Raw genomic sequence first — 13,980 nt, forward strand, 5'->3', positions numbered from 1 at the left:
TCCCCGTTAGTAGATGTTCTTCATCCGATGCGCCCCGGCCTCGTCTTCGGACTGGTAGGTCTGAACAGCCGTGCGGAGGGTTTGGGCCATTTCCGTCATGGCAGTCGCGCCCTCGGCACAACGCGCGGAGACACCGTGCAGGACGTCGTTGTAAGGGGTCACCATCATCTGGAACAGGCCGGCTTCCAGACGGCCGAACTCCATGCCGGACGACGTGCCGCTCAACGCGCTGAGCCTGCCGGACTGGGTGTCCCACTGATTCGCCTCGCGCCGCAGCGCGTCCGTCGCGACCCTCACCTCATCCGGGCTCGGCAGACTCAACGCTCGCCACCTCGTGTCATGTACTGGTCGGTGAAGGATGCGAGTGTGGCCAGCGCGTCGCTCAGGAGGGCGTCAAGGTCGCCGCGATGCTCGTCGCCCGGAGCGGCTGCGGTGCGCTTCGCCCGCTCGAGTGCTGCGGCGAGTGCCGTCGTGATCGTCGCGCTGCTCCGGTCACGCGCCCATCGCGGCTCGATCTCGCAACTGGTCAGGCCACCCGCGCCGAGCCGGACGACGACGTGGCGTCCGTCGTCTGCTCCCTGAAGCGACCGAGGGTGCTCGTCCACCTGGCGCTGTGCGTTCTGCAGGGCCTTCAGAATGTGCTCGCCGTACTCGACGTCGTTGTGCGCTCGGCCCGGAAGCGGGGGTCGCGCAGCATCCGGCGGAATCGGCTCGCCAGGGAACGGTTCGTCCGCGTCGCGCTGCCGCCACCAGTCGCCGTCGTCGAGTCGCTCCGCGAAAGCCCGCGTTGCCTGTCGAACAGCGTCATGGTGGGCTTCCATCACGGCTGAGCCGAGCTGTTCCGGCTCCAGACGGTGCTGCCACCCGTCCCGGACCCGCAACTCCACAGGCAACCCGTCGTGGGCGAGGACAACGATCACCCGACCCGTCGCATCGCTACCCTCGGACCGCTGCGGAGTGGCATTCGCCAATCCGCTCGCCAGTTGCCCGAGGTGTGTCGCGCGCTGCTGTAGCTCTCGCATGGATTCCGGCTGCATCTTCTCAGTGCCCCCCTCGTGCCGGCACCGGCCGGAGAACCTCGCGACCGATCACGCAGACCGCGATCGCCGTATGGATCATCAGCACGCCGAGAACGAAAACGACCGTGCCGCTGACCAGGAAGGCGAAGGCCATCAGCGCCACGAGTGCGGCGACGATCCCGAGCAGGATCGCGGTCGCTGCCCGGAACGGCCCGGAAACACCCCGCCAGGCGACGATCGCTCCAACCGCCGCTGCCACCGCTGCCACTACGCCCACGATGACGGTGCCCTCCCGCCCGAACGGCGAGGCATCCGCGACTTCCGGGAAGCCCGTGGCCGCGAAGGCGACCACGGCCGGCTCGATCACACCGGGCAGGCCGAACAACAAGAGGGCCAGTCCGTTCATCGGCGGCCTGTTGGCCGAACGCTCAGCCACGCCGCTACCCCCGGTCATCGATGAGCACCAGCGTGTCTGATTTTGGTAAGCCCGTGCAACCCCGCTCGGCAATAGGGACAATCGCACCCTGCCAGCAGGCCGCTGGCACCGACTCGTCATTCTGGAGGGGCAACACCGGCCACCGACTCCCCCGCCAGGCCCCGACCAGGAGAAGGCCGCCTCGCGGATCAGGGTGACCACCGGGGCAGCTACGCTGTGTCACCGACGTATCGAGGAAAAGAAGTTGCAGATGATCAATGTGCAGGAGTTCGCCCGCCGGCTCGGCACTCTCGGATCCACGACAGTGACCAGCGACGACATCGAGGACCTGGCGGATGCCGCGGGTGTCCGGGTCGACCCGGCGCGGGGTATCGACGCGGGTCAGGCGCAGCAGATGCTGAACCATCTCTCGCCGCCGGTGTCGGTCACCGGGAATGAGATCGTGGCGTCGACCTGGCCGCCGCCGACCGCATCGCGCCCGGTGGCGCCTCCGGTGCTGTTCTCCAGCCCGGGCGCCGTGGACGCACCGGCCGAGCTGCCGTCCCGGGCGTCGCGCAAATCCGGCCCGTCCCGCAACAACGGACGCCCCGACTCCCGCCGGTCCGACTCCCGGCGCTCCGGCCGATAGGAAGACTCACGGCCGAGGGACAAGGCAAGGCCGATCTCAGGCCAGCTGATGGCCCCAGGTCAGGCGCAGCGCCGGGAGGGTCCAGTGCTCGTGGATCGGGCGCAGCCGGTGCTGGGCGGCTCGGTGCGCGGCGGCGACGGCCTCCGCCCGCGTCCGGTCGCGGACCACGACGGCACGCTGGATGTCGTCCCAGGCGGTCCCCTCGGCGGCGGTGGCCTGCTGGTGACACCACCGCCGGTGCTCCGCGACGGCTCGGAGCACAACGAGTTCCTGCTCGAGCGGGTGCAACTGCGGGTCCCAGCCGTCCCGGCCCGCCAGCGCGGCGGCCAACGCGGCGGTCGGCAGGTCGCCGCGGTGCACGGCGTCCCGGACACTCCGGTGCAGGAACCGCTTCCGCTCCGCGTACTCGGCCGGGGTCCGCACGGCCCAGGGCGCGGTGAACGCCGCCGCGGCCCGCCCGCGCACCACCTGCTCCTCGGCCGCCTGCCAGGTCAGCCAGGTGTCACCGGCGTGCTGCCCGGACTCACGCCAGAGGTCCTGACGGAATCGGACAGCTTCGTCCGCTCGTACCGATGACGCTTTGACCTCAGCAGCGAACCTTGCCGCCGCCGCGGCCTCGCGCCGGGCCTGCTCCCGGGCCTCGAGGTGGCAACGCAGCACGTCCACGACCGCCATCACCAGCTGGCCCGGCCGGTGCACCGCCTGCGGGCTCGCCAGCAGCATCACCGCCGGGAACGCCGCCACCAGCAGCAACATCCAGGTCATCAGCAGGGTCATCGGTTCGCTCAGCAGTGTCTGCGGCAGAAAGTTCACCGGCGGAATCCTCACGGGAGACGAGAAAAGGGGGGCGGCCGACTCACGGCCGACAAAAAAGCTTTTTCGGTACGACGGAAGCGCTCAGGCGGCGGTGACGGGCGGCGCACGAGAGGCACCGGCCGCAGCGGTGTTCTGCGCCGTCAAGACCCGCGTGCGATCGGCGACCACCGATGCGGTCACCGCGTCGCCGACCAGGGTCCCGCTCACCCGCTCAGCGGGGAGACCGCGCCACAACCCGGCGACAGCCAGCAGAACCACCACGAGAACGGGCAGGCAGCGGCTGAACACACCGCGCGCCACGTTCCCGATCATGTAGGACACGGTACGCAGCGGCGATCGCCGGGAAGGACCGACGCGCGCGGCTCCACCGGGTGACGTCGGCGCGGCAAACATGACGATTGTCAGCGGTCCCGATGACAGCGATCACTGGGTCGGACCCGCGCCGGCAACGAGGCTTGTCGATGACAGGTCCCACCGGAACGGATCCCTATCGGCAGGAGCGAACCATGATGACTCGGCAACGGCTCTCGATGATCGCAGCAACACTCGTCGCGGCACTCGCACTCAGTTTCACCGGCATGGGTACGGCCAGTGCCGCACCGAGCGCCCCGACCGCGCCGCGACCGGTGGCCGCCCTCGCCACCCCGGTCACCGGGACGGCGGAGAACGGCGGCGCCTTCGCCGGCACCTTCACCCCCGCGGCGTTCTCGACGCAGGACGGCACCCTGCTGGCCACCGGGGTGCTGGCCGGTACGGTCACCGACGCGTCCGGCGCCACGCTCGGCTCGGTCTCCCGTACCGTCAGCATGCCCGTGACCGTCGCGGCAGCGACGTGTCAGGTGTTGAACCTGGTCCTCGGACCCCTGCACCTCGACCTGCTCGGCCTGGTGGTCGACCTGAACCAGGTGCACCTGCTGATCACCGCGGTGCAGGCGCCCGGCAACCTGCTCGGCAACCTGCTGTGCGCGATCGTCCACCTGCTCGACGGCACCCCGACCGCGGGCGGGCTGGCCGCGCTGCTCAACGCGATCCTGGCCCTGCTCGGCCAGCTCGGCGGGCTCTGACCTGACCGGACCGACCGGCGCAGCCGCACCCCGCCAGGTGCGGCTGCGCCCTCGTCGCGGCCAGGCCGGTCACGGCAGCCAGCCGGCGCTCTCGGCGAGGCGGACCGCCTCCAGACGGTTGCGGGCACCGGTCTTGTGGAGGATCGCCGAGATGTAGTTGCGGACGGTGCCGGCGCTCAGGTGCAGCTCGGCAGCGATCTCGGCGGACGGCACCCCGGACGCGGCCACGCTCAGCACGGTCATCTCACGCGGGGACAGCGGGCTGCGCGGGGCCGCCACCATCGCCACGGCCAGGCCCGCGTCGATGGACCGTTCGCCACGGACCAGCCGGCGAATGCCACTGACCAGCTCACACGGGGCGGCCCGGGTGCTGGCGACGCCGTCGACGAGCCGGCCGACCGCGCGGTTGAGCAGCACCGACTCGTCCGGGCCGGCCAGCGCCAGGGTGGCACACCCGGGTTGCCCGGCGGTGAGCCGCGCGAGGGTCTCCAGGCCGTCGCCGGCCAGCAGCGCGATGTTGACCACGACCACGTCGGGCTTCACCGCGCGGGCCATGTCCGGCGCCGGGCCGAGGGCGCCCAGGTCGGCGACCACGTCGAGGTCGTCCTCCCGGGACAACGTCACGGCCAGGGCGCCGCGGAGCAGGGACAAGGGTTCGACGAGCAGAATGCGGATCACGATGGCCTCCCAGCCAGGAACAGAGCTTCGGGGCGGCCGGAGACGATGCCGGCCGGTTTCCTGCGGGAGGGTCGGTCAGCGGGGAGGCCCCGCGTGGCGGACGGTGCGTCCGCACGCGAGGAGATCGATGGCCGCGCGGCGGCCGGCGGCCGCGAGCTCGGGCCACCAGGTGGAGGCGAGGGTGCCCATCACGGGCGCGGTGCCGCCGCCGGAGTCACGCGCCTGCCCGCCGGGGGTCGTGTGGCCGGCGGGCTGCACCGGGAGCGGGGTCGCCGGGGGCGGCGATGTCCGCAGTGGAGGGTGCGAAGCCGGCGGCTCGGTCACTGGCGTTCGCCGTGCCGGCGGCTCGGTCACTGGCGCTTGCCGTCCCGGCGGTTCGGTCACGCCAGGCGGCCCGGAAGCCGGCGCCTGCGCAAGCAGGTGCAACTGTGCGGGCACGGGCGGCCGGGGCGGCGCCGGGCCCGGCAGCGGCGGCAGGGCAGAGCGCTGCGGCAAGGTGGTGAGCTCGACCTGCGGCAGATCGGGCAGCGCGGGGACTTCGACCCGCGGCAGCGCGGGGAGTTCGATCGGCGCGAGGTCGCGCAGCACGGTCAGGTCGGGCAAGGGAAGCAGCGGGGCGAGGGTCGGCAGCGGCTGCCGGGATACCAGCGTTCGCGCCGGGGTCACCGCGCCTCGGACCGCCTCCTGGACCGTATCGGACAGAGTCTGGCGGAGCTGCGATGTCCCGGCCTGCACTCGCCGGACCGTCTCACCGGTCCGGGCATCCGCCGTCGGGATCGTCACCGGCGCGCGGACCTTCGGGGTGTGGATCTTCGGGGTGTGGATCTTCTTGGCGGCCGGGGCTTTCGGTGCGTGAACCTCGGGCGTGGTGATCCTCGGCCGGTGGGTGCTCTGCGAGTGGACCTTCGGAGCGGACGGCTTCGGAACAGCCGCCTTCGGCACGGACCGCGTCGGCGCGGTTTGCTTCGACGCGGTTTGCTGCGGTGCGGTTTGCTTCGGGACGGACCGTTTCGGCTCGCGGATGACCTTGGTGACGTCGGCGGTCGCGGCCTTGACCGCATCGGCCGGAACCGCTGTGCCGGGCAGCCGATCGGCCGGCCCCTCGTCGGCCCGCGCCGCGTGATCAAAAAGGGTCAGCACGAGATATGCCGCCACCGCCAAGCCGAGCACCACGAGCAGGCGGACACCGCGCCGGGTCACCCCGGGCGCACCGCGCTCTCCTCTCGCCACTCCGCACAGCATCACCATCTCGGGTACCCACTCCGGATGCGCTGACACACATCGATGGAACGGACCTGCCGCACCCGGCCGGATGAACCGCACCCCAGGCGTCGAACAATCGGACTAAAGGGTCTATACGGTGCGGAAATGACCAGAAGAAAGAACGTGACGACTACCGGCCGGGCCCTCGCCACGGCCACGATCGGGCTGCTCGCGCTCGCCGGCACCACCGTCGCGCACACCGGCCCGGCGTCGGCAGCCGCACCGAGCACCGGGCTCGTCGCGCACAGCCCGGCCACGGAGGCCGCCGCCGGGCCACACGGAGTCGCGGGCGTCCGCGCCCGCGCCGTGGTGGCCGGCGCCGCCGGGATGATCACCGTGCGCCCGGACGGGAAGGTGTTCGCCACGATGAGCCGCGGCACGGTGCGGCAGTGGAGCATGGCGACCGGGCACCGGGCCGGGCCGCGGCTCGCCGCCCGTACCGGGACCATCCGCTCGATCGAGTTCAGCCCGGACGGGGCGCTGATCGCGGTCGCCGGCGACCGCGAGGTGTCGCTGTGGAACGCCACCTCCGGCAAGCGGTCCGTGCCGCCGCTGACCGGGCACACCGGGCCGGTGCGCTCGGTGGTGTTCAGCCCCAGCGGGCGGCAGGTGGCCACCGCCGGCAGCGACGGCACCGTGCGGCTGTGGGACACCGGCACCGGCGACCTGCTGCACGTCATGACCGGGCACACCGGCGCGGTCAGCAAGGTCGTCTTCAGTACGGACGGCCGGTTCCTCGCGACCGCCGGTGCCGACGACACGGTACGACTGTGGCGCGCGAGCACCGCCCGGCCGATCGGCGAGCCGTTGACCGCGCGCCGGGGCCCGGTGTACGCGATGACGTTCAGCCGCGCCGGTGATCTCCTGGCCACCTCGGACGCCGGCAACGCCGTACGACTGTGGGATCCGGCCACCGGCGAACCCGCCGGCACACCGCTGACCGTGAGCCCCGGGCCCGCGTACGCGATCACGTTCAACCCCGGCGGGACGCTGCTGGCCACCTCCTCCGGTGACGACGCCTCCGTGCGGCTGTGGGACACCGCGACGCACCGGCCGGCCGAGGAGCCGCTCACCGGCCACACCGGACCGGTACGCGCCATGCGGTTCAGCCCGAACGGGAAGCTGCTGGCCACCGGGAGCGACGACGGGACCGTCCGGCTGTGGAACCCGGCGACCGGACGCCCGGTGGGCGCGCCGCTGACCGGGCACAAGGGGCCGGTCTGGGCCCTGCGGATCAGCCCGGACGACAAGCGCCTGATCACCGCGGGCGCGGACGGCAAGGTCCGGCTGTGGCGCCTCCCCGCCAAGGCCGCGCGCTGACCGTCGGGATGACGACCTCGCACCGTGCCCGTCCGGTGACGGGTACGGTGCGAGCCGCGTGCGGATGCTCGACGCCGGCCGGGGCTCAGGCCGTCACTTGCCGGGCCGGCCGCGGTAGCCGATGGCGCCCTCGCCGACCCGCTGGTAGGTGCCGAGGAAGCCGGCGTCGGTGAACGCCACCGTGGCGGTGTTGCCGCGCTTGTCACGCCAGCTCGCCCGGGTCAGCGGCGCCGGGCCGGCCCCGATCGCCACGGTGATGCCGTTGGAGTCGTGCCAGCCGCCGCCCCAGCCTTCCTCCGTGGCGAACCGGCGCGCCGCGCCGGACTCCCGCCGGCGCTCGGTCAGCGAGCCGCGGAACTCGTGCGGTGCCCCGGCGCCGGCCGGCCGGCACCAGCCGTAGAACGCGTCCAGCTCGGCGGTGAGGGTGACCGCGTACTCCGCGCCGGTGGTGTCCGCCCAGGCCAGGTGCTCGAGCGAACTCTGCTCGCCGCGGTCCACGTACGCGATGACCTCCGGACCGGGCAGCCACGCCTCGTCGTCGTCGACGTCGGCCGGCAGCAGGTGGGTCTCGAACAGCAGCACCGGCGCCTCGGCCTCGCGCCGGTCGATGGCCCGCGCGGACCGGCCGCGGTCGAACACCGCGTCGACGGTGATCCGGTAGAGCCACAGCATGCTCGCGGCCTCGGGCGCGGTGGCCAGCCGGAGCTTGTTGGCCCCCGGCCGCAACCGGCCGGCCGGGACGGCGAAGTCCATGTGCTGGGGCAGGTCACCCCCGCCCGGGATGCGCCAGTCGTGCACCAGGCACCGGTCGTTGACCGTGATGTCCAGCGGCGCGAACCCGGGCGAGCCACCCAGCTTCGACACCAGCGCCACGATCCCCAGGGTGACCTCACCGCCCGCGTCCGCCGCCGGGACGTCGAACGTCATCTCCACCGACCCGTCGGCGCCCAGCGCGAGATGCCCGCCGCGAACGCCGCCCCGCTCGATGCGCAGGACGGCGTTCGCGGCCGGCGGCGGCTGCGCGGCAAAAGTCACATAGGTCGATTGCATCGCGCGATGCTATCCGCCGGGTACGACAGCCGATGGCGAACCACAGTGGAGCGTGTCGGTCAGACCCGGGACAGTGCCCGGTCGCTGACCGCGCAGTGCATGCCGAACTGCCGGGCCCGCCGGACGGCGAAGTCGGTCAGGCCGGGGCTGTCGGCGTAGTCGAGCGCGTACAGGTCGAGTTGCAGCTGCAACAGCTGCTCGGCGATCTGCGCGTGGAACTCCAGCACGTCCGGGGGCCACGGCGCGTAGCCGTCGTCGGTCCAGCGGGCCGAGAACGACTCGAAGAGCACCCCGTCGACCAGCTCGGCGAGCCGCGGCAGCATGCCGAACCCGCGGTTGGCCAGCAGGTAACCCGGCTTCACCTCGTTGCGGATCGCCGCGATCAGGGTGAGCAGGTGCGGCACGTCCTCCGGGAAGGTCAGCTCGACGTTGAGCTGGTCCAGGAACAGCCCGGAGAACCCGGCATCCACAGTGGCCTTGGCCTGCTCGACCACGTGCGCCACCCACTGCGGGTGACCGACGTGCACGAACGCGCCGCCCCAGTCCTGGTTGCGTTCCGGGCGCTGCCACGGCGCGGGCGGGCCCTGGTCCTCGGAGAGCGAGAGGTAGCCGAGGGTCTGCACCCCCTTCTCGGCGAGGTAGGCGAGCTCGGCCGAGTTGTAGAACTCCGGCTGCAGCACCACCTTCGGGTACTCGGCCAGGTCGGTGAGCCGGCCGGCGCCGTAGTAGAACCAGATCGGCGGACGTCCGCTGCGCTCCGGCGACGTCATGACGGCCGCCCGTGCGCGCGGTACCAGGCGAACGTCGACCGGACGCCCTCCTCCAGGGTGACGGCCGGTTCGTAGCCGGTCAGCTCGCGCAGCCGGGTCAGGTCCGGGCAGCGCCGGTGCACCGAGCCGGGCGGGGCCGGCAACGCCTCGATCGCGGCGTTGCCGTCCGCCACCCGCAGGACCAGCTTGGCGAGGTCGCCGATGTTGGTCTCGTCCCGGTCGTTGCCGATGTGCACGATCTGGCCGGCCGCCGCGGGCGTCGCCATCAGCCGCACCATCGCCTGCACCGCGTCGTCGACGTGGCAGAACGCCCGGTACTGGTCGGCGCCCGGCACCCGGAACGGGTCCTCGCCGCCGGCCGCGCGCAGGGCCATCTCCGGGATGACGTGGTCGGCGCCCATCCGGGGTCCGTAGACGTTGTGGAACCGGCCGACGACCACGTCGAAGCCGCGGGCCCGCGCGGTGTGCAGGAAGGCGGCCTCGCCGAGCAGTTTGCTGACCGCGTACGCGAACCGGGGCGCGGTGATGTCCGAGATCATCGCCGGGACGTCCTCGGCGGTGGGCACCCCGACCACGCCGGCGTCCACCCCGCCGGCGTAGACCTCGCTGGTGGAGGCGAAGAAGACCCGCTCACCGGGTGCCACCCAGTCCAGCAGGTGCATCGCCACCAGCGTGTTCACCCGGACCACCCGGGCCGGGTCCTGTTCGACGTTGCGGACACCCACGACGGCGGCGAGCAGGTAGATCTGGTCCCAGCCGTGCGGCAGGACCGCGTACGTCTGCGGATCGGTCAGATCCGCGGAGACCACCCGGACCGACGGATGGTCCCGCAGCGCGTCCAGGTCGGCGTCCTGCCGGCCACGGGAGAAGTCGTCGACGATGGTGACCTCGTGCCCGTCGGCGACCAGCCGCCGGGCCAGGTGCAGGCCGATGAAGCCGGCGCCACCGAGCAGCAGGGCGGTCACGCGGCCACCTCCTCGTCGCGCGGCAGATAGCCGAGACCGGCGTAGCGGATGCCGGACGCGCGGACCGCGGCACCGTCCAGGATCCGCCACGAGTCGAAGATCAGCGCCGGGCGGGCGCCGCCGAGCGCCTCGGTCACGTCGATGGCCCGGTAGTCGGGATGGTCGTTGATCACCAGGATCGCGTCGCTGTCGGTGAACGCCTTGTCCAGGCTGACCGGCTCGCCGCCGTACTGGCGGATGACGTCCGGGGTGACCATCGGGTCGTGGCCGGTCACGGTGATACCGGCGGCCGAGAAGATCGGCATCATGGTGGCGATCGGGGTGCCGCGCATGTCGTCGGTGGGCGGCCACCCCTTGTACGCCCACCCGAGCACCGCCAGCCGGGTCCCGCGCGTCTCGCCCCGGGCCTCGCGGAGCAGCCGGACGACCGTCTCGGCCACGTGCACCGGCAGGAACTCGTTGAGCTCCCGGGCCCGCCCGACCAGGTACGGCCGGTAGTCCCCGGCGCTCTCCAGCATGATGTACGGGTCCTTGGAGAGGCAGCCGCCGCCGACGTACCCGGGCTTGGACAGGTCGGGCCGCGGATAGTCCAGGTTCGTCGCGCGCAGCACCTCGAGCGGGTCCAGCCCGTGCTGCTCGGCGATCAGCGCCACCTCGTTGCCGAACGAGTAGATCAGGTCGGTGTGGCAGTTGTTGGAGAGCTTCACCAGCTCGGCGGCCTCCAGAGTGGACACCTCGACGATGCTCTGCGCCAGCCCGGCGAAGAACTCCACGCCGAGCCGCAGCGACGCCTCGTCCAGCCCGCCGATCACCTGCGGCAGCTCGACCAGCTCGCGCAGCGCCTGGCCCTGGATGGTGCGCTCGGGCGCCATCACCAGCCGGACCTCGTCGCCCCACGCGGCGCGCAGTTCGGGCAGCACCACGGCGCGGCTGGTGCCGACCGGCACGGTGCTGCGCACCACCACGAGCGTGCCGGGCCGGCAGGTGGCCGCGACGGCCCGGGCCGCCGCCGCCAGGTTGGCCAGGTTCGGCCGGTGGGTGGCCTCGTCGACCGGTGTGGACACGCTGATCACGGCGACGTCGACGGTGTCGCGGGGCAGCTCCGCGGCGACGTGGACGCGGCGGCCCACCTCGGTCCGGAAGATCTCCTCGACGCCGGGTTCGAAGATGTGCGAGCGGCCCTGCGCCAGGGTCTCGATGACCTTCGGTGACACGTCGGCGCCGTACACCGTGAAGCCCTTGCCGGCCAGCGCGGCGGTGAGCGTGAGCCCGACGTAGCCGAGGCCGACGACCCCGATCGTCATAGGCATGTGGTCCCCCTTCGGATGGTGGTGCGGTGCCGTGACGGTCACGGGCACGGCGGGGCGGTGCGGTCGAGGTCGACCACGGTGACCGTCCCGGTGAAGTTCTCGGCCCGGTACCGCGCGCAGGCGGCGCGGACGTCGGCGGGCCGGGTGGCGTAGTCGACGCTGAGCACGAACTTGCCGGCGTCGCGCAGCGCCCTGGTCTCGGCCAGGTTCTCGGCGCAGTAGTCCTCGGTGCACCGCTGGTCGGTGGCCTGGAAGAACAGCTCCTCCATGGCGATGCCGTCGATCGCGGCGGTGTAGCCCGGCTGGTGGCGCAGCTCCGGGGAGTTCTGCGGGACGATCAGGAAGTCCGGGCTCCGGTCCTTGGCGTACCGGCTGATCCGGGTGATCAGCCCGGCCATCGCCCGGGCCAGGGCGTCCCGGTCGCGGCCCTGCGCCGCCGCCAGGTCGATCTCCTCGTACGCCAGCGGGGTGTCCAGGTAGACCCCGTCGAACCCGGCGCGCAACGCCTGATCCACCCGGGGCCGGACCACCCGGTCCCACCAGCGCTGATCCCAGTAGCGGACGAAGTACTCGCCCGGCCAGTCGGCCCACTCGTTGGCGATCAGGTCGGCGGCGTCGCGCCGCAGCACCGGGTACTCCGGCCGGAAGTCCTCGATGCTGCCGATCTCGAAGTACGCCAGGACCCGTTTGCCGTTGGCGCGCACCCGGTCGATCTCGGCGGCCGAGAAGTAACCGGTGTCCGCGTCCCGGGCCAGGTCGATCACGACGAGGCCGGCCGGGCCGGCGGCGAGCTGGTCGAGCCGGCCGCGGGGATAGTCCTGCAGCTGGTACGCCCAGGAGCCCCCTTGCGGCGACAGCGACGGTGACGGTGACGGTGACGGTGACCGGGATGGCACGGCGGACGGGGCGGTGGACGCCGCCACCGGTGCCGCCGACCTACCGACCGGCCGGGTGGCCTGCACGATACCGAGCACGACCACCGCCACCACCGCGACCGCCGTGACGACCAGCAAGGACACCCGGGCCGGACTCACACCGGCGTCCCGGTCGACCAGATGTCCTTGATCGAGGTGGCCAGGTCGACGGCCGGCACCCAGCCCAGCTCGTCCTCGGCCCGCCCGATGTCGGCCCGGATCCAGTCCACCGCCGCGGAGCGTTGCGCCCCGCTGCCGTGCTCGCGGATCTCCCCGGTGAACCCGGCCTGCTCGGCCAGCAGCTGCACCGCCGAACGCACGGTCACCGCCTGCCCGCTGCCGGCGTTGTAGATCCGGCTCGGCAGCGCGGACGCCAGCACCACGGAGCGCAGCACGGCGGCCAGGTCCCGCACGTCGACGAAGTCCCGGTACGCGCCGAGCGGCCCGAGCACGATCTCCGAGGAGCCCAGCTGCGCCGCCTCGCGCAACCGCAGCTGCGCCCGGCCGAGCACGTTCTCACCGGACTGACCGGGGCCGATCGGGTTGAACACGCGCACCGACACCGCGTCGACCCGGCCGGCCGCCGCGGCGAGCGCGAACAGCCGGGTGCCGGCCAGGTGACTGAGCCCGTACGCGCTGATCGGCTCGGTGGGGTCGGTCTCGGTGACCGCGTGCCCGTGCGGGACCACGCCGTACTCGCCGGCCGAGCCGAGCCGCACCAGGCGGGCGTCCGGCGCGGCAGCCTCGACCGCGTCCAGCAGTTTCGCCGCGACCAGGGTGTTGGCGCGGGTCAGCTCCTCGTTCGTACCGCCGAGCCGGCCGACGCAGCAGATCACCGCGTCCGGCGTGATCTCGCGCAGCAGGGCGATCAGGCCGGCCCGGTCGCCGTCGACCAGGTCGTACCGGTCCCGGCCCGGACTGATCAGCTCGGTCACGTCCGGATCGGCCTCCAGCGCGGCGCGCACGTGCGCCCCGATGAAGCCGGACGAGCCGAACAACAGCACTCGCGAGGTCATACCGGTTCCTCCTGACGCTGACGGAACAAGACGGGTTTGAGTTCGGCGAAGCTGCGGTTGACCTGGTCGTAGTCCTCGGGCCGGCCGATGTCGAGCCAGAACCCGGTGAACGGGTAGGTGTCCGGGCGCTCGCCGCGGGCCAGCAGGTCCAGCACCAGCTGGTCGAAGCCGAACGACCGGCCGGGCTGGTACGGCGCCAGGGTGCTCCGGGACATCCCGTAGACGCCCATGCTGACCTGGTAGCGCAGGCTGGGCTTCTCCCGGAAGCCGACGATCCGGCTCGACTCCACGTCGAGCACCCCGAACTCGACCCGGTGGGTGCGCTCGGCGATCGCCACGGTCAGCCCGCACCGGGACAGCTCGTGCTGGTGCAGCAGGTCGCCGTAGTCGAGGTCGGTCAGCACGTCGCCGTTCATCACCAGGAAGTGCTCGGGCAGCCGGTCCCGGATGTTGAACAGTGGCCCGACCGTCGACAGTGGCCGGTCCTCCTCCACGTAGTCGACGCGCAGCCCCCAGCGCGCGCCGTCGCCGACGAACGCCCGGATCAGCGGGCCGAGGTGGTTGATCGCCAGCGTCACCGACCGGAACCCGCAGTCGGCCAGCTGGTTGAGGACGATCTCCAGGATCGCGTGGTGGTCACCGATCGGCATCAACGGTTTGGGCAGCGTGGTGGTGTACGGCCGCAGCCGCACCCCCTTGCCGCCGGCGAGGATCACCGCGTGCATAGCACA

General features: G+C 72.4%; 17 protein-coding genes. 3 read left to right on the forward strand and 14 right to left on the reverse strand.

Annotation, left to right across the window (positions count from 1 at the left end):
• Positions 1 to 6 precede the first annotated feature (6 nt).
• Genes ADL15_RS33640 through ADL15_RS33650 form a run of 3 tightly spaced genes read right to left on the reverse strand, consistent with a single transcriptional unit; the run spans position 7 to position 1,473 of the window.
• Positions 7 to 321, reverse strand: a complete 315-nt coding sequence (locus ADL15_RS33640) for a type VII secretion target (protein ID WP_067699580.1) — start codon at positions 319 to 321, stop codon at positions 7 to 9.
• Positions 318 to 1,037: a YbaB/EbfC family nucleoid-associated protein gene (locus ADL15_RS33645; RefSeq protein ID WP_067699582.1), complete on the reverse strand. Its 720-nt coding sequence runs from the start codon at positions 1,035 to 1,037 to the stop codon at positions 318 to 320. Before ADL15_RS33645 ends, ADL15_RS33640 begins: the two co-directional genes overlap by 4 nt.
• Before the next feature lie 4 nt (positions 1,038 to 1,041).
• On the reverse strand, positions 1,042 to 1,473 hold the full coding sequence (locus tag ADL15_RS33650; RefSeq protein WP_157441769.1) for a hypothetical protein: 432 nt from the start codon (positions 1,471 to 1,473) through the stop codon (positions 1,042 to 1,044).
• A gap of 232 nt (positions 1,474 to 1,705) precedes the next feature.
• Here ADL15_RS33650 and ADL15_RS33655 point away from each other — a divergent pair, with 232 nt between their 5' ends.
• Positions 1,706 to 2,083, forward strand: a complete 378-nt coding sequence (locus ADL15_RS33655; protein ID WP_067699586.1) for a hypothetical protein — start codon at positions 1,706 to 1,708, stop codon at positions 2,081 to 2,083.
• Positions 2,084 to 2,119: 36 nt separating this feature from the next.
• On the opposite strand, the gene ADL15_RS33660 is transcribed toward ADL15_RS33655, so the two are convergent.
• On the reverse strand, positions 2,120 to 2,896 hold the full coding sequence (locus ADL15_RS33660) for a hypothetical protein (protein WP_067699588.1): 777 nt from the start codon (positions 2,894 to 2,896) through the stop codon (positions 2,120 to 2,122).
• A gap of 84 nt (positions 2,897 to 2,980) precedes the next feature.
• Entirely contained in the window at positions 2,981 to 3,211 is a 231-nt protein-coding gene (locus tag ADL15_RS33665; protein ID WP_067699589.1) for a hypothetical protein, read from the reverse strand.
• 194 nt (positions 3,212 to 3,405) lie between these two features.
• On the opposite strand from ADL15_RS33665, the gene ADL15_RS33670 reads away from it, so the two are divergent.
• Positions 3,406 to 3,963 carry a hypothetical protein gene (locus ADL15_RS33670; protein ID WP_067699590.1) on the forward strand — a complete coding sequence of 186 codons (558 nt, stop codon included), beginning with the start codon at positions 3,406 to 3,408 and terminating at the stop codon, positions 3,961 to 3,963.
• A gap of 69 nt (positions 3,964 to 4,032) precedes the next feature.
• Here ADL15_RS33670 and ADL15_RS33675 read toward each other — a convergent pair whose 3' ends face one another.
• Both ADL15_RS33675 and ADL15_RS33680 read right to left on the reverse strand, forming a co-directional pair.
• A complete protein-coding gene (locus tag ADL15_RS33675; protein WP_067699591.1) occupies positions 4,033 to 4,641 on the reverse strand; it encodes a response regulator transcription factor in 609 nt (202 codons plus the stop codon).
• Between the two features lie 75 nt (positions 4,642 to 4,716).
• Positions 4,717 to 5,889 (reverse strand): hypothetical protein, encoded by a 1,173-nt coding sequence (locus ADL15_RS33680; protein ID WP_157441770.1) that lies wholly within the window; start codon positions 5,887 to 5,889, stop codon positions 4,717 to 4,719.
• A gap of 120 nt (positions 5,890 to 6,009) precedes the next feature.
• Between ADL15_RS33680 and ADL15_RS33685 the strand changes: the two genes are divergently transcribed.
• On the forward strand, positions 6,010 to 7,224 hold the full coding sequence (locus tag ADL15_RS33685) for a WD40 repeat domain-containing protein (protein WP_067699593.1): 1,215 nt from the start codon (positions 6,010 to 6,012) through the stop codon (positions 7,222 to 7,224).
• Between the two features lie 93 nt (positions 7,225 to 7,317).
• On the opposite strand, the gene ADL15_RS33690 is transcribed toward ADL15_RS33685, so the two are convergent.
• Genes ADL15_RS33690 through ADL15_RS33720 form a run of 7 tightly spaced genes read right to left on the reverse strand, consistent with a single transcriptional unit; the run spans position 7,318 to position 13,974 of the window.
• The gene (locus ADL15_RS33690; RefSeq protein WP_067699594.1) at positions 7,318 to 8,274 is read right to left on the reverse strand and encodes a hypothetical protein; all 957 of its coding nucleotides are present in this window, start codon (positions 8,272 to 8,274) and stop codon (positions 7,318 to 7,320) included.
• A 59-nt stretch (positions 8,275 to 8,333) separates the two neighbouring features.
• Complete coding sequence (locus ADL15_RS33695) at positions 8,334 to 9,044, reverse strand: hypothetical protein (protein WP_067699595.1); 711 nt, start codon at positions 9,042 to 9,044, stop codon at positions 8,334 to 8,336.
• Positions 9,041 to 10,009: an NAD-dependent epimerase/dehydratase family protein gene (locus tag ADL15_RS33700; RefSeq protein ID WP_067699596.1), complete on the reverse strand. Its 969-nt coding sequence runs from the start codon at positions 10,007 to 10,009 to the stop codon at positions 9,041 to 9,043. The genes ADL15_RS33695 and ADL15_RS33700 overlap by 4 nt, the downstream gene beginning before the upstream one ends.
• Positions 10,006 to 11,319, reverse strand: coding sequence for a nucleotide sugar dehydrogenase (locus tag ADL15_RS33705; protein WP_232344721.1), 1,314 nt, complete (start codon positions 11,317 to 11,319; stop codon positions 10,006 to 10,008). Before ADL15_RS33705 ends, ADL15_RS33700 begins: the two co-directional genes overlap by 4 nt.
• Before the next feature lie 38 nt (positions 11,320 to 11,357).
• Positions 11,358 to 12,353, reverse strand: coding sequence for an endo alpha-1,4 polygalactosaminidase (locus ADL15_RS33710; protein ID WP_232344722.1), 996 nt, complete (start codon positions 12,351 to 12,353; stop codon positions 11,358 to 11,360).
• Complete coding sequence (locus ADL15_RS33715) at positions 12,350 to 13,249, reverse strand: NAD-dependent epimerase/dehydratase family protein (protein ID WP_067699599.1); 900 nt, start codon at positions 13,247 to 13,249, stop codon at positions 12,350 to 12,352. Before ADL15_RS33715 ends, ADL15_RS33710 begins: the two co-directional genes overlap by 4 nt.
• Positions 13,246 to 13,974, reverse strand: coding sequence for a sugar phosphate nucleotidyltransferase (locus ADL15_RS33720; RefSeq protein ID WP_067699601.1), 729 nt, complete (start codon positions 13,972 to 13,974; stop codon positions 13,246 to 13,248). The genes ADL15_RS33715 and ADL15_RS33720 overlap by 4 nt, the downstream gene beginning before the upstream one ends.
• Between the last annotated feature and the right edge of the window lie 6 nt (positions 13,975 to 13,980).

It is taken from the genome of Actinoplanes awajinensis subsp. mycoplanecinus, from assembly GCF_001509495.1.
In the GTDB taxonomy this organism is placed as follows: Bacteria; Actinomycetota; Actinomycetes; order Mycobacteriales; family Micromonosporaceae; genus Actinoplanes; species Actinoplanes palleronii.

What these genes read in the sequence shown, in the direction of transcription:
- ADL15_RS33645 (WP_067699582.1), bottom strand. Translation starts at nt 1,037, where the DNA reads ATGCAGCCGGAATCCATGCGAGAGCTACAGCAGCGCGCGACACACCTC.
- ADL15_RS33650 (WP_157441769.1), bottom strand. Translation starts at nt 1,473, where the DNA reads ATGACCGGGGGTAGCGGCGTGGCTGAGCGTTCGGCCAACAGGCCGCCG.
- ADL15_RS33655 (WP_067699586.1), top strand. Translation starts at nt 1,706, where the DNA reads ATGATCAATGTGCAGGAGTTCGCCCGCCGGCTCGGCACTCTCGGATCC.
- ADL15_RS33665 (WP_067699589.1), bottom strand. Translation starts at nt 3,211, where the DNA reads ATGATCGGGAACGTGGCGCGCGGTGTGTTCAGCCGCTGCCTGCCCGTT.
- ADL15_RS33670 (WP_067699590.1), top strand. Translation starts at nt 3,406, where the DNA reads ATGATGACTCGGCAACGGCTCTCGATGATCGCAGCAACACTCGTCGCG.
- ADL15_RS33680 (WP_157441770.1), bottom strand. Translation starts at nt 5,889, where the DNA reads ATGGTGATGCTGTGCGGAGTGGCGAGAGGAGAGCGCGGTGCGCCCGGG.
- ADL15_RS33685 (WP_067699593.1), top strand. Translation starts at nt 6,010, where the DNA reads ATGACCAGAAGAAAGAACGTGACGACTACCGGCCGGGCCCTCGCCACG.
- ADL15_RS33690 (WP_067699594.1), bottom strand. Translation starts at nt 8,274, where the DNA reads ATGCAATCGACCTATGTGACTTTTGCCGCGCAGCCGCCGCCGGCCGCG.
- ADL15_RS33695 (WP_067699595.1), bottom strand. Translation starts at nt 9,044, where the DNA reads ATGACGTCGCCGGAGCGCAGCGGACGTCCGCCGATCTGGTTCTACTAC.
- ADL15_RS33705 (WP_232344721.1), bottom strand. Translation starts at nt 11,319, where the DNA reads ATGCCTATGACGATCGGGGTCGTCGGCCTCGGCTACGTCGGGCTCACG.
- ADL15_RS33715 (WP_067699599.1), bottom strand. Translation starts at nt 13,249, where the DNA reads ATGACCTCGCGAGTGCTGTTGTTCGGCTCGTCCGGCTTCATCGGGGCG.
- ADL15_RS33720 (WP_067699601.1), bottom strand. Translation starts at nt 13,974, where the DNA reads ATGCACGCGGTGATCCTCGCCGGCGGCAAGGGGGTGCGGCTGCGGCCG.